The sequence below is a fragment of the Microbacterium sp. SY138 genome (genome assembly GCF_039729145.1).
GTDB lineage: Bacteria > Actinomycetota > Actinomycetes > Actinomycetales > Microbacteriaceae > Microbacterium > Microbacterium maritypicum_A.
The window spans coordinates 1,580,258-1,593,160 of record NZ_CP155793.1 but is presented as its reverse complement, the minus strand read 5'-3'; the positions used below and the strand labels follow the sequence as shown (position 1 = coordinate 1,593,160).

The 12,903-nt window shown below is 67.9% G+C and carries 16 protein-coding genes and 1 tRNA gene; 7 read left to right on the top strand and 10 right to left on the bottom strand.

Annotation, left to right across the window (positions count from 1 at the left end; translation table 11 throughout):
• Position 1 precedes the first annotated feature (1 nt).
• From ABDC25_RS07555 to ABDC25_RS07545, 3 genes are read right to left on the bottom strand one after another with little or no spacing between them, the layout of a single operon-like run.
• A complete protein-coding gene (locus tag ABDC25_RS07555; protein ID WP_347125667.1) occupies positions 2–658 on the bottom strand; it encodes an NAD(P)H-binding protein in 657 nt (218 codons plus the stop codon).
• A gap of 28 nt (positions 659–686) precedes the next feature.
• Positions 687–1,214 carry a hypothetical protein gene (locus ABDC25_RS07550; RefSeq protein WP_021198544.1) on the bottom strand — a complete coding sequence of 176 codons (528 nt, stop codon included), beginning with the start codon at positions 1,212–1,214 and terminating at the stop codon, positions 687–689.
• Positions 1,211–2,002, bottom strand: coding sequence for a hypothetical protein (locus ABDC25_RS07545; RefSeq protein WP_167253939.1), 792 nt, complete (start codon positions 2,000–2,002; stop codon positions 1,211–1,213). The genes ABDC25_RS07550 and ABDC25_RS07545 overlap by 4 nt, the downstream gene beginning before the upstream one ends.
• 138 nt (positions 2,003–2,140) lie before the next feature.
• Between ABDC25_RS07545 and ABDC25_RS07540 the strand changes: the two genes are divergently transcribed.
• Positions 2,141–3,163 carry a DUF2804 domain-containing protein gene (locus tag ABDC25_RS07540; protein ID WP_347125664.1) on the top strand — a complete coding sequence of 341 codons (1,023 nt, stop codon included), beginning with the start codon at positions 2,141–2,143 and terminating at the stop codon, positions 3,161–3,163.
• Here ABDC25_RS07540 and ABDC25_RS07535 read toward each other — a convergent pair.
• Positions 3,150–4,220 carry an NAD(P)-binding domain-containing protein gene (locus ABDC25_RS07535; protein WP_347125662.1) on the bottom strand — a complete coding sequence of 357 codons (1,071 nt, stop codon included), beginning with the start codon at positions 4,218–4,220 and terminating at the stop codon, positions 3,150–3,152. The two genes, ABDC25_RS07540 and ABDC25_RS07535, sit on opposite strands and share 14 nt — an antisense overlap.
• Before the next feature lie 146 nt (positions 4,221–4,366).
• Here ABDC25_RS07535 and ABDC25_RS07530 point away from each other — a divergent pair.
• The 6 genes from ABDC25_RS07530 to ABDC25_RS07505 all read left to right on the top strand — a co-directional run bounded on the left by ABDC25_RS07530 (position 4,367) and on the right by ABDC25_RS07505 (position 7,401).
• Positions 4,367–4,439: transfer RNA gene (locus tag ABDC25_RS07530), tRNA-Ala, on the top strand.
• 64 nt (positions 4,440–4,503) lie between these two features.
• Entirely contained in the window at positions 4,504–5,121 is a 618-nt protein-coding gene (locus ABDC25_RS07525; RefSeq protein ID WP_347125660.1) for a hypothetical protein, read from the top strand.
• Positions 5,122–5,231: 110 nt separating this feature from the next.
• Positions 5,232–5,429, top strand: a complete 198-nt coding sequence (locus ABDC25_RS07520) for a hypothetical protein (RefSeq protein ID WP_021198539.1) — start codon at positions 5,232–5,234, stop codon at positions 5,427–5,429.
• A 65-nt stretch (positions 5,430–5,494) separates the two neighbouring features.
• On the top strand, positions 5,495–5,968 hold the full coding sequence (locus tag ABDC25_RS07515; RefSeq protein WP_347125658.1) for a hypothetical protein: 474 nt from the start codon (positions 5,495–5,497) through the stop codon (positions 5,966–5,968).
• Between the two features lie 106 nt (positions 5,969–6,074).
• Complete coding sequence (locus ABDC25_RS07510) at positions 6,075–6,680, top strand: DUF305 domain-containing protein (protein ID WP_029260183.1); 606 nt, start codon at positions 6,075–6,077, stop codon at positions 6,678–6,680.
• A gap of 70 nt (positions 6,681–6,750) precedes the next feature.
• Positions 6,751–7,401, top strand: coding sequence for a CueP family metal-binding protein (locus tag ABDC25_RS07505; protein WP_347125656.1), 651 nt, complete (start codon positions 6,751–6,753; stop codon positions 7,399–7,401).
• A 106-nt stretch (positions 7,402–7,507) separates the two neighbouring features.
• On the opposite strand, the gene ABDC25_RS07500 is transcribed toward ABDC25_RS07505, so the two are convergent.
• The 6 genes from ABDC25_RS07500 to ABDC25_RS07475 form a co-directional block, all read right to left on the bottom strand.
• Positions 7,508–7,792 carry a hypothetical protein gene (locus ABDC25_RS07500; protein WP_021198535.1) on the bottom strand — a complete coding sequence of 95 codons (285 nt, stop codon included), beginning with the start codon at positions 7,790–7,792 and terminating at the stop codon, positions 7,508–7,510.
• A 105-nt stretch (positions 7,793–7,897) separates the two neighbouring features.
• On the bottom strand, positions 7,898–8,905 hold the full coding sequence (locus ABDC25_RS07495) for an Lrp/AsnC family transcriptional regulator (protein WP_021198534.1): 1,008 nt from the start codon (positions 8,903–8,905) through the stop codon (positions 7,898–7,900).
• A gap of 23 nt (positions 8,906–8,928) precedes the next feature.
• Positions 8,929–9,828 carry an alpha/beta hydrolase gene (locus ABDC25_RS07490; RefSeq protein WP_021198533.1) on the bottom strand — a complete coding sequence of 300 codons (900 nt, stop codon included), beginning with the start codon at positions 9,826–9,828 and terminating at the stop codon, positions 8,929–8,931.
• A gap of 30 nt (positions 9,829–9,858) precedes the next feature.
• On the bottom strand, positions 9,859–11,037 hold the full coding sequence (locus tag ABDC25_RS07485; RefSeq protein WP_021198532.1) for a Xaa-Pro peptidase family protein: 1,179 nt from the start codon (positions 11,035–11,037) through the stop codon (positions 9,859–9,861).
• Positions 11,038–11,046: 9 nt separating this feature from the next.
• Complete coding sequence (locus tag ABDC25_RS07480; protein WP_021198531.1) at positions 11,047–11,946, bottom strand: ABC transporter permease; 900 nt, start codon at positions 11,944–11,946, stop codon at positions 11,047–11,049.
• The gene (locus ABDC25_RS07475) at positions 11,943–12,899 is read right to left on the bottom strand and encodes an ABC transporter permease (protein WP_347125652.1); all 957 of its coding nucleotides are present in this window, start codon (positions 12,897–12,899) and stop codon (positions 11,943–11,945) included. The genes ABDC25_RS07480 and ABDC25_RS07475 overlap by 4 nt, the downstream gene beginning before the upstream one ends.
• Positions 12,900–12,903 lie beyond the last annotated feature (4 nt).

The window sequence follows — 12,903 nt, the reverse complement described above, 5'->3', positions numbered from 1 at the left end:
CTCAGCAGGACAGCGCCTCGGCGATCGGCACCGCCGAGTCGGCGTCGCCGTTCCCGAAGCGGATGGTCCGGCCGACCGTGCACGGTTCGTGCAGGGACGCAGCGATCACGGCAGCGACGTCGGCACGCGCGACAGCTCCACGACCGTCCGGATCGAGCTGGATCCGACCGGTGGGATCGTCGAAGGTGAGTGTGCCCGGCGCGAGGATCGTGCCCTCCAGACCGGTGCCACGCAGGTGCTCGTCGGCAGCCCACTTCGCGTCTGCATAGGGGAAGAAGGAGTCGCCTTCCGGCACACCGTGATCAGCGGTGGACCCGAGCCATGACACCATCACGTACCGTCGGACGCCCGCGCGTTCTGTCGCGTCCATGGAACGCTGCGCGGCGTCGCGGTCGACCGCGTAGGTGCGTTCGGCCGATCCGCCACCGGCGCCGGCCGACCAGACGACGGCGTCATGACCGCGGATGATCTCGGCGAGCGCCTCGACATCCATGTTCTCGATGTCGGCGACGAGCGCTTTCGCACCGCCGGCTTCGACATCGGAGGAATGGTCAGGGTTGCGGATCACCCCGGTCACCTCGTCTCCCCGTGCGACGAGGAGCGGCGCGAGCAGGAGGGCGATGCGGCCGTGGCCGCCGAAGACGATGATTCGCGACATGCCTTCACCCTACGCGCCCCCTCCGCACTCAGCGCGGGGTCTGGTCGCTGTCGATCACGAACGCCTGTGGATGGCTCGAAAGGTAGCGCACGACGATCAGCTGACCGCCGGGTATGTACGCGTCGCGGTCGGGATACACAGCGGGGGTGAAGAAGTTGCTCTCCAGCGTGTATTCGACGCCTTCGGCCGTCGTGAACGTCACCCAGTCACCATCCAGAGTCGCCGCCGTCGGTCGACCGTTGTCGTAGATGTACGCACGGGTGAGGGGCACGCCGGCGAGGCTGAGGATGCCGATCACCAGGGAGGCGAGCATGAGGAAAGCGAGGATGCGCGCGCCGATGCGCACGATTCCTCCCCCGACGCGGCCTCGCGGACGCTGATCCGCACGCAGCAGCCCCTCCCGCTCGCGGATGGCCCGCAGCTCCCCGCCGGGCATCGCTCCCCGCGCCGACAGCGCGAACAGGCCGAGGATCGAGAAACCGGCGATGAACACCATCGCGTATCCGTGCGACGCCGGGAAGTTCACGAGCCAGATGAGCGTGTCCATCGGGTTCATCGCCCCTCCTCCTTCTCGATCGTCACGGCGACGGTCTGCGGGTCCTCACGCCGATAGAACGCCCAGACCGGGGCTCCGACCTGCAGGTGCGGAATGGCCTGCGGGTACACGAAGACCGTGGTGTCCGCTTCCCAGGTCGCCGCTCCCTCCGGCGCCATCAGCACGCGCAGGGCGAGCTCGCTCTGCCCCTCACGACGCCGCCCCGTCGGTCGCACCTCGAGCACGGATGCCGTCACCGGGGTGCCGCTCGTGCGCGCCCGCACCTGCCGCGGATCGATCAGCCCCCGTTCGATCCGCCATTGCAGCATCGCGTCCCGCACCGCGGGGTCGTTCAGGTCGGCGAGCTCCACCGTGTCCTGGTCCGTGAGGCTGTACCGCACGGGTACCGGGAGCCCGATCTGCAGGCCGGCGAGATCGGAGGCGTCGACCAGCATGCGCAGCTGCGCGATGAACTCCTCTGCGGTGCTCGGTGTCACCCGGATGAACAGGTCGTACTGCGGCACGTCGTTGACGGTGAGACCGGTGCGCGCGACCTCGACGATCGTGCCCACTCCGATCTGGGTCTCTCCGCGCACCCGCTTACGGCGCCCGAGCCCCGACAGGATCCCGCCGAAGGTCAGCAGCAGACCCCACGCCACACCGATGATGATCGGAGCGCCCAGTGTGTCCTCTCCCGAGAACGGAAGGCTCGACTGTCTCTGATCGACGCCGAAAAGTCCCTCCCCGACCCAGACCACGAGCCAGGCGGACAGCAGCAGCCAGACGACGAAGAGCAGGATGCGGAGCATGCCCTCAGCGTAGCCAGGAGCCGATCTCGACCCGAACACGGTTTTCCCACAGGACCCCCGCCGTTCGTCGCCCGGTCCTCTACACTCAGGGCAACGACACCGACCCGAGACGGTGTCCCTCCGGACAGCAGGACGACGATGCCCACACCGCTGATCGAGCGCGAGATCACCGCGCATGTATCTCTCACCACGCCCACCGGGATGCTGAACCGGGAGGCTCTCGGCTGGTCGCGCACACCGGTTCACGACACCTCGGGTATCCCCGGCCGCGGCCACTGGGGGCGCAACAAGCGGTGGGAGTACTGGAACGTGATGACGCCGTCGCACATCGTCGCCGTCACGGTCTCGTGCGTCGACTACATGGCTCTGCACGAGTTGTGGGTGCTCGATCGCGCGACCGGTGACGACATCGACACGACGGTGATCTCGCCGGGAGGGCGCAGCGCGACGCTCCCGTCGTCTCTCGGCGCGGGGCCCGCCCGCGCGCGCACGCGTCGGATCACCGTCGACATCGACGAGGCCTTCGACGGAACACGCCTGCGCGCCTCCACCCCCCGCGTCTCGATCGACCTGCTGGCCGGTCGCCTGGAGGCACACGAGTCGCTCGGTGTCGTCGTGACGTGGCGCCTCGGCGACGAGATCCCCCATTTCCAGTACACGGTCAAAGATGTGGCACGCCCGGCCACCGGAACAGTGACCGTGGACGGAGTGGCGCACGAGGTGCCGACCGGAAGCTGGGCCGTACTGGACCACGGTCGCGGGCGCTGGCCGTATCGCGTGCGCTGGAACTGGGCTGCGGCCAGCGGTGTCGTCGACGGCCGCGTCATCGGGCTGCAGCTCGGTGCGAAGTGGACCGACGGCTCGGGTGCCACGGAGAACGCGCTGCTCGTCGACGGTCGGCTGTCGAAGATCAGTGAAGAGCTCGTGTGGGATTACGACTCCGAACATTTCATGCGTCCGTGGCACGTGCACGGGACGCGCGCCGACCTCGTGTTCACCCCGTTCTACGACAAGCACTCGCACACGAACGCGCTGGTGATCTCGAGCCGGACCGATCAACTGTTCGGTGTCTGGACCGGCTGGGTGCGCGACGAGAACGGAACGCGGGTGCGCGTCGACGGCATCGAGGGATTCGCGGAGGAGGTGCTCAACCGCTGGTGATGCGCACGCCTGCAGACTGCAGCGCGCGCTGCACTCCCTTCGCCGCCGAGCGACCAGCACGATTGGCGCCGATCGTGCTCGCCGACGGCCCGTAGCCGACCAACTGCACGCGGGGGTCTGCGACCGCCGTCGTACCTCGACCGTTCCGGTCGAGCTGGATGCCCCCGGCCGCACTGCGCAGGTGCAGAGGGGCGAGGTGACTGATCGCAGGGCGGAAGCCGGTGGCCCACAGGATGACGTCGACCTGCTCGAAGCTGCCGTCTGCCCAGCGCACGCCGTCGGGTTCGATCCGTTCGAACAGGGGGCGCCGGTCGGCGTAGGCACCCAGACGCTCGGCCTCCCGCTCCTGCGGGCGGAGCATGAGTCCGGTGACGCTGACCACGCTCTCCGGAGGGAGACCGGCCGCGACGCGCTGCTCCACGAGGGCGACGGCTGCGGCTCCCGCTTCCGGCGTGAAGTCGTCATGGCGCCACACCGGTTCGCGCCGGGTCACCCACAGGGTGTCGGTGATCGGCGCCAGCGCCCCGAGGAACTGCACGGCCGACGCTCCCCCGCCCACGACGAGCACCCGCTTGCCGATGAAGTGCTCGGGCCCCGGGTAGTCCACGGTGTGCAGCTGTTCACCGACGAACGTCTCCATGCCGGGGAAGTGCGGGAGGAACGGATGCGTCCAGGTGCCGGTCGCATTCACGAGGGTGCGGGTCGTCCACTCCCCCTCACGCGCCCGCACGACGAGAAGACCGTCGTGGTCCTCGACGCGCTCGACGTGCACGGGGCGGAGCACCGGGAGTTCGTGCGTCTTCTCGTATCGCGCGAAGTATGCGGGCACGGCCTCGTTGGCGCGTGCACCGTCGCGGGGCGGCGGCGTGTCGCCGGGCAGTTCGGCGACGCCGTGCACATCGCGCATCGTCAGCGCGTCCCACCGGTGCTGCCAGGCGCCGCCGGGCTGTCCGTCTGCGTCGAGAACCACATGCGAGATACCCAGCCTCGAGAGGTGGAAGGATGCCGAGAGGCCGGCCTGCCCTGCGCCGATCACCAGACTGTCGAGGATGCTCACGCCGGTTTCAACGCCCGGCGCCGCGCGCTTGTTCCTCCCCTCCGCACTCCACGGTGACGCGCCCGGGATGCCCTCCCCGATTGGTGTTCGCGTCGATTCGTGTAGTACTCTTTTCAAGTTGCTCCGGCTGGTCCGGAACAGCGTCTGGGCCTGTGGCGCAGCTGGTAGCGCACCTGCATGGCATGCAGGGGGTCAGGGGTTCGAGTCCCCTCAGGTCCACAGAAAAAGCCCCCGGTTCTCCGGGGGCTTTCTTCGTCTCACGCGGCAGTGACCAGGAGGCTCCATGACGCACGCGCCCCTGGGCTACGCGGATCGTGTGCGTGCGTCGCGGGGATATCGGACGGTGAGCCAGCTCATCGCGGACGACCTCAACGTCTTCCTCGATCCTTTCTCCGCCCTCCTCTCCGCGCACGCCGAGATCGGGACCGGCAATGTGTTCTGTCCGAACGTCCGCATCGACGCCGACCCCGGCACTCTCCTCATCGGTGACGACAACCGCTTCTTCGAGGGCACCCGAATCGAGGCGACCGGCGGCGGACGCGTGAGCATCGGCACCGACAACGAGTTCGGCCCGCATGCGGTGGCTCTGCTCGCGAACCGTTCCGATTCCGTGATCACGATCGGCAACCGGGTGCGTCTGATCGGGAGGATCGACCTCGCCGGCGCTTCCACTCTGGGCGATGGATCGCAGATCCTCGGCGATGTCACGGCGGTGAACGTCGCGCTCGCGAGCGGCGGGAGCCACCGCGACCCCGATCCTGACCTGCGCGGCGCCGTGCTCAAAGGACGAGGCCGGGCCACCGGACTCACGCTGGCTCGCGGCCACGTTATCAATGCAGACGGTGATTTCGGCACCGCAGCCGTAGAGGCCCAATCGGTCTATCACCCTCGCCCTGCCTGATGACCGCGCCGGATCAACCGCGCTAGCGCGCGTCTGCACGAGCGTCAACCCGATTCCGACCGCACGCCCCGCGTTCTACCGTGAACCCATCTCGACGAAAGGATGCGATCATGTCGAACCCGATCATTCCCCCGGTTCCCCCGCTCCCCCATGACGACGACCCGACCGACCCGACGGGTGTGCCGACGAGGGAGGTCGACGGCGAGCGTGTTCTCGATCCGGATGTCGATGACGCGCTCGTCGACAGCGCCGAGGCCGACCGCGTCGCTGCCGGCGCGGACGAGCACGACGACGGCCCCGACATCTGACTGCACACCCTCGCCGGCCCGCAGCGCACCGGTCGCCGTCACCCGCGCCCCGTAGACTTGCTCTCATGGCACCGGTGGCGGCGACGTGGTCCGGAAGAGGCTCATCGAGCGTCTTCCGGGGTGTGCTGTCGGGCGTGCTCCTCGTCGCCGCAGTCATCCTGGGGCTGCTGGGGATGCACACCCTGAATCTGCACGGCACTGCGGCGGCCGACACTCCGGCGGCGGCGATTTCGGCGGTGATGACCGTGTCCGAGCCGGTATCCGCGCATCACGGCACAGCGCAGGTGCAGGCGCTCCCGTCCGAAGACCCGTCCGGCACGACCGCGATGTCCTGCGCAGGCTGCGGCACCGATGATCACGCCGGCATGGCGATGATGTGCGTCCTCGCGCTCCTCCTCGCCCTCGTGCTCCTCATCGCGCCTGGAATGCTTCGCGGCTGGACGGCGATGCTCCTCCGCTCGCTCCTTCTCGAGGTCCTGGCCGCGCGGGTCCTCCCCCGCGCCCCTTCTCTGCACGTTCTCTGCATCAGTCGCACCTGAGCAGCCGTCGAGCCCGCGCTCTCGCGCCACGGCTCCAGGCCTCTCACCCTCGCGCGCCGCCGTCCGGCGTGTGCGCAACGACTATGCGTATTTGGAGAACACACCCATGAAGATTCGTGCTGCGGCAACCGCCGCACTCACCCTGTCCGCCGTTCTGCTGCTGTCCGGCTGCGCGACCGGCACCGACGACGCTTCCATGCCCGGCATGGACCACAGCTCGTCGTCACCATCGGCCGGCATGAGCGATGCCGACGTCAACGATGCCGACGTCATGTTCGCCTCGATGATGATCGTGCACCACGAGCAGGCGATCGAGATGAGCGACATCGTGCTCGGAGTGGAGGGGATCGACCCCGAGGTGGCCGAACTCGCCCAGCGGATCAAGGCCGCGCAGGGCCCGGAGATCGAACAGCTCGAGGGCTGGTTGGACGATTGGGGCATCGGCTCCGACGACCGCGACGCGAACGGGATGGACCACGGCGACGGGATGATGAGCGACGACGACCTCGCCGCGCTCCGCTCCGCCGACGGTCCCGAAGCGTCACGCCTGTTCCTCGACCAGATGATCGTGCACCACGAGGGAGCCGTCGAGATGGCGCGGGCGGAGGTCGACGGCGGGAGCGATCCGGAAGCGATCGAACTCGCCCAGACGATCATCGACGCGCAGACCGAGGAGATCCAGGAGATGAAGGACCTCCTCTCCACCCTCTGAACCCATTTCGGGGTCGGTGTCGGCGTATCCCCGCCCACACCGGCCCCACCTCGCACGAAGGACCGTCCCCATGAACCATCCCCTCCCCTCCACCACGTCCCCCGCCTCTCCGTCGGTCTCCGCATCACGTCGACGACGGAGGCTGTCCGCGGGGCTCGCCGCGTTGGCCGTCGCCGGAATCGCCCTGTCCGGGTGCGCGCCCGCCGTCTCCCCCGCCGACGTCGACTCGGTGGCGTCGGCGCAGGACCTGCTCGCCGCGCACGACCTCGCGGGGCTCGACGTCGGCGAGGTGATCGAACGACTCGACGCGATGCCCGTGGCGGACCGCCCGGACGATCTCCTCGCATCCGTCGAACCCGACGCGCTCCTGCTGCGTGACACCAGCGGCCGGGAGAGTCGGCTGCCGATGCCCGACGACGCGGTGTACATCTCGGTCGCACCATTCCGCGAACAGACCCACGAGTGCCACTTCCACAGCCTCACGACGTGCGTCGGTGAGCTCTCCGACATCGAGATGCGCATCGTCCTCACCGCCGACGACGGGACGGTGCTCATCGACGAGATGCGCCGCACCCACGACAACGGGTTCACCGGCGTCTGGGTGCCTCGGGGAATCGAGGCGACGCTGACCGTCGAGAGCGCCGGCCTGACGGGCACCGTGCCGCTGTCGACCACGTCGCCGGACGATCGCACGTGCGTGACCGATCTGCAGCTGCTGTGATCCCGCACGTGGCCGCCTGAGCTCCGCAGCGCGGCATGGAGGAAGCGCACCCCCTCAGAGATCGAGGAGGTGCGCTTCTTCGTTCGCTGTCCGTGCCGCGGGACGACTAGGTCGCCAGCAGCGGCGGCCGATGGGGGATGGAGATCGGACGTGTGGCCCTGCTCGAACCACGCATCCTCTCGACATCCTCGAGCACCTCGAATGCGGTTCCATAACGCGTGGCGAGTGGCAGGTCACGCAGCCAGGTCACCTCGACCTCGGTCTCGGCGAGTTCGTACACGCACGCGACGACATGGCGCGGGTCGTTGGGCGAGTATCGAAGGTCGTTGATCACCCATTCCGACGCCGTGATGCGATTCAGCATGAAACGCGGATCCGGAAGTTCAGACATGTGGGGCCCTCCAGGACTCTCTCTCCACAGAGAGTGCGCCACAAACCGCGCCCGGGGAAGCCCCTTGACACCACGCGCGGAGGGTGCCGTCACGGAAACCCGGGGCTACGACCCGGCGTCCACAGCCCCTGCCGAGGCCACCTGGGCCCGCCACCACGGCGTCTCGATGAAGCCGCGCTTCATGAAGACGAGCTCCATCGCCGCATTCCATCCGCGAACTCCCTTGAGGTGCGCGATGGTCCCGGTGAGGAAGTCGTGCAGGGTCTCGGTGCTCGGAAGGATGATCTCGCAATAGAGCGAGTTCTCCTCCAACGCCGCGGCGAGGAATCGCACCGACACGTGATGGGCGAGCGTCTGGGCGACGGAGGCGATCCGCGACGGTTCTACCCGCAGGATCAACAGTGTCTCGGCACTCATCCCCAGTGCCGATGCCGGCACCATCGTCACGGTGGTCAGGCATCCGGCGTTGCGCATCCGCTCGTAGCGACGGCGCACGCTGCTCTCGTTCATGTCGAGCGTGTCGCCGATCGACTGGAACGACGCACGGCCGTTGTGACGCAGCTCTTCGACGATGGCCCGGTCGGCGTCATCGAAGTGCGTGGGATCGCAAGTGTTCGGCGCGGGCATGTACGACTGCGGGTCGCTTGCAGCCTCGGCATGGGCGTCGTAGAGCTGCCGCCCCCAGTCGAAGCTCACCTTGTACGTGTGCACGACCAGGTCGCTGCGCCACCGTTCGACGCCCGGGATCGCCTGCAGATCGGTGAGGACATGCGCATACGTCGCGGAGTCGCCCGGGATGACGACCTCGGCGAACACGTCGAACTTGCCGGTCACCAAGGTCACGAAGCGCACGTAGGGCGAGCCGATCAGCGCCTGCGCGACACTCAACTGCGACCCCGGTGTGCAGTTGATGCGCACGAAGAAGGTCTCCACGTGCCCTTCGCTGCCCAGGGTCGGCACGATCCCTACACGCACCAGCCCTTCCGCCAGCAGCTGCTGGCCGCGTCGCGTGACGGTCGAGACCGATGCTCCGGCGAACTCCGCGATCGATGTCCAGCTTGCGCGCCCGTCCTGCTGCAGCGCTACGACGATCCGTCGGTCGAGGTCGTTCACTTCTCTCGTCAGGTGAACACTGCTCATCGGGTCGGCGGGTACACCCGGTGCAGGAACGTGCGCACGGTCTTCGTCCACGCCTCTGCCTCCTCGATCTGCGGGGAGTGCCCCGATTTCTCGAACACCACCATCTCGGAGTCCGGGATGAGATCGGCGATCGTCTGGCTACACGATACTGGCGTGATCCAGTCCGTCCGGCCCACGGTGATGAGTGTCGGCACACCGATCTCGTGCAGCCGTGGCTTGAGGTCATAATTCGGGAGGTTCACCGAGAAGGCGTAGTTGTGCGCGCGGTAGCGGTACGGCGTGGCCTGCACCTTGCGCTCGGTCGCCTCCGGATCGTAGACGAAGTCGTACAGAGGCAGGATCTCGCGCCAGCAGTCCTTGAGGTCTTCGTCGTCGTGGACCTGTCCCACGTCGATGCGATCGAACTTCTCCATGTCGATCGTCACGCGGTCGGAGGCGAGCGCGTTCTCGCGAGCCAGATGGGCGTTGGAGTTGTCCGGCGAAGTGTCGCGCAGCACGATGGCCGCCACCCGCTCCGGGTATCGCAGCGCGTACTCCATGGCCATGAAGCCGCCGTACGAGCCCCCCGCCATCACGATCTTCTCGGCGCCGATCCATTCCCGCAGACCATCGATGTCCGCCGCCCACTGCTCGTGGCTGTAGACGCCTTCCCCGTCGCTCTGGCCGCTCCCGCGCGCATCGAACACCACGACGCGGTACTCGTCGGCCAGGCGCCCGAAGCTGGCACGCGGTTCCGCACGGGAACCGAGACCAGGAGCACCGTGGTGGGTGATGATGACGGGCGCCCCCTCAGGACCGAGCACCTCGACGGCCAGGTGGTTGCCGTTGATCTCGACCCACTCGTGGGTGCTGGTGGCTGCGGCGAACTCCGGCGATACCGGCGGTGTCGATGTCATGTTCTCTTCTCTCTCTCGGATTCCGGGGCGTCAGAGCGCGATGGTGCAGTCGTCGAGACTGCGGGGGTAGGTGGTCAGAGGTTCGGCGCCGGTGTCCGTCACGAGCATGCTGTCGCTGATGCGGTACCCCGCGTGCTGTGGGACGTAGATGCCCGGCTCGTTCGAGACGACCATGCCCGCCTCCAGCAGCGTCGCATCGCCGTCTTCCAGCCAGGGCGCCTCGTGCATGCCGAGACCGATTCCGTGTCCTTGACGATGCCGGATGAACGCGCCGAGTCCGGCACCGCGGATCACGTCGAGACAGAGGCGGTTGGCTTCGCGACACTCGAGCCCGGCGCGGATGGTCTCACGCCCGAGCTGCTGCGCCGCGTTGATCGTGTCGTGGTAGCGCCGCTGCTCCGCCGTGGGCTCGCCCAGCACGAAGGTGCGCTCGCCCTCGATGAAGCGACCGCCCACCGCGCAGCCCAACGACAGCATGAAGGTGTCGCCGGCTTTGAGGCGGTTCACCGACGGGAGCCCGTGTGGGAAGGCGGAGTTCGCGCCGGAGTAGACCAGCCCGCCGGCGAGCAGGGAGGCCACCACCACGTTGCGGTGCTCTGCGTACATGATGCCGGTACCCGTCGCCGTGACGTGACGCTCGAGCTCGGCCTCGGTGGGGAGCTCTCCCCCGGCTGCGACGGCCTCGACCACCAGCGAAACCCCGGCCTCGAGCATCCGATCCGTCACGCGGGCGGCCTCGCGGTGCAGGGTCACCTCCTCGGGGAACTTCACGAAACGGGCGCGGGTCAACAGATCCGAGGCGACGAGATCGGCTCCGGGCATCGCCTCCCTCGCCGCCGAGAGACGGGAGAACGGCATGGACGACGCGAACCCGACCCGCCCCCGCGGCGAGACCGCGCGAGCCAGAGCCTCGAACGGTGCAACGACTCCGGGGAACTCGAAGAACGCCACCAGTTCTGCCCTCGCGGACTGCGACTCTGCGTACTCGCGTTCCAGTTCGGGCAACAGCATCACCACCCTGCCGTTCGCCTCGATCCAGATCGCCACCGGACGCTCGGAAGGGTGGTGGAAGAAGCCGGTGAGGTACGCGATGTCCTCCGGATGGTCGGTGAGGAAGGCGTCGAAGCCCTGCGCCCCCATCCGGTCGCGGACACCGGTCTGCACGCGATCGAAGAACTCGGGCGCGAGCCGCTGGTCGAACTCGGTCATCTCCGGCTCCTATCGGGCGAGGTGGCGCGGGTTGCGCGCATCGTTGTAGGCGATCGACAACAGGGTCGCGGACAGCACCAGGATGAGGATCGCGATCGAGGGGAACAGCGTCAGCCACCAGGCACTGACCATCGCGCCGGCCTGCTGCGCCTCGTAGAGGATGCGACCCCAGGACCAGGTCGTCGGGTCGCCGAGGCCGAGGAAGGCGAGTCCGGCGGCCGAGAGCACGGCCCGCGAGGCGGTCACGACCACGGACACCACGACCACCGGCGTGACGGCGGGGAGGACGTGTTTCGTGATGATCCAGACCGGAGAGGTGGTCATCAGGCGCGAGGCATCGACATAGGGCAGCCCGACCACGGTCAGCGCCTGCGAGCGCACGAGACGGGTGACCTCCGGCCAGGAGAACGCGGCGACCACGAAGATGATCGTCGACGTGCTCGGCCCCACGAGCGCGGCGATCAGGATCATGAGCGGGAGCACCGGCAGCGAGAGCGTCATGTCGACGATCACGCTGATAAAGCTGTCGAGCTTGCGGAAGTAGGCGCCGAGAACAGCGATGATCGTGCCGAAGACGATCGCGATCAGCGAGGCGGCCACCGCGACGAGCACACTCTGCTGCGTTCCCCAGATCACCTCGGAGAAGACATCGCGGCCCAGTGCGTCGGTACCGAACCAGTGGTCGCCGCTCGGCGGACGCAGGACGTCCGGTCCGTAGCTGGCGGGATAGGGCGCGATCAGCGGCGCCGCGAGAGCCACGATCACCAGCAGGATCAGCAGCCCGAGCGAGATCATGCCGAGCGGGTCCCGGCGGAAAGCGCGCCAGGTGTGCGCGCTCGCCCGCTCGCTGCCGGCGGCGGTCGGCTCGCTCGGAGCGAGGGTCTCTGAGGCGGGCATCGGAGCGGTCATGAGGTCTTCACTCTCGGGTCCAGGTAGCCGTAGATGATGTCGGTGATCGTGTTGGCGACCACGACGGTGATGGCGAGCATGAGGAAGGCGCCCTGCAGCACGGGGAAGTCGAGCTGTGTGACGGCCTCGTAGATCCCGCGCCCGATGCCCGGATAGGCGAACACGGTCTCGGTGAGTACTGCACCGCCGACCAGGAATCCGAGTTGCAGGCCGATCAGGGTCGTGGTGGGGAGCAGGGCGTTGCGCAGGGCGTGCTTCCAGAGGATGCGGCTGCCACGGATGCCGTTCGCCTTCGCCAGGAGGATGTAGTCCTCGCCGAGCGTCTCGATCAGCGTCGAACGCATCGTGAGCACGTAGGAGCCGACCTGGATGAGCATGAGCGACACCGCCGGGAGGACGAGGTGCTGCGCGACGCTGAGGTACCACTCGAAGCCGTAGGTGTTGTTGGTGTAGGCACCTCCGATCGGGAACCATCCGAGGTTCAACCCGAACACGAAGAGCAGGAGGATGGCGACGCTCGGGACGAACAGGGACTGCCCCGTCACGCCGACCACCTGCACCGCCCTGTCGATGAAGCGCCCCTTGTGGGACGCAGCCGCGACGCCGAGTGGAACGCCGATGAGGATCGTGAGCACCAGTGCCGTGATCGTCAGGAGAAGGGTCCACGGCAGCCGCTGCATGAGGACATCGGTGACCGGGATCGACTGCGTGAACGAGATGCCGAGGTTGCCCTGCAGCAGCTGCCACATGTAGAGCCCGTATTGCACGATCAGGGGCTGGTCCAGCCCGTACTGCTCGAGGATGGTCGCCCGGATGTCGTCCGTCATGTTCGGACTCGCCAGGGCCGGGTCGCCGGGAAGCAGACGCAGGAGCAGGAACGTCACGGTCACGGCGAACCAGATCGTGAGCAGACCTCGACCCACGCGACGGAGAATGAACGATGCTCGGGACACCCGG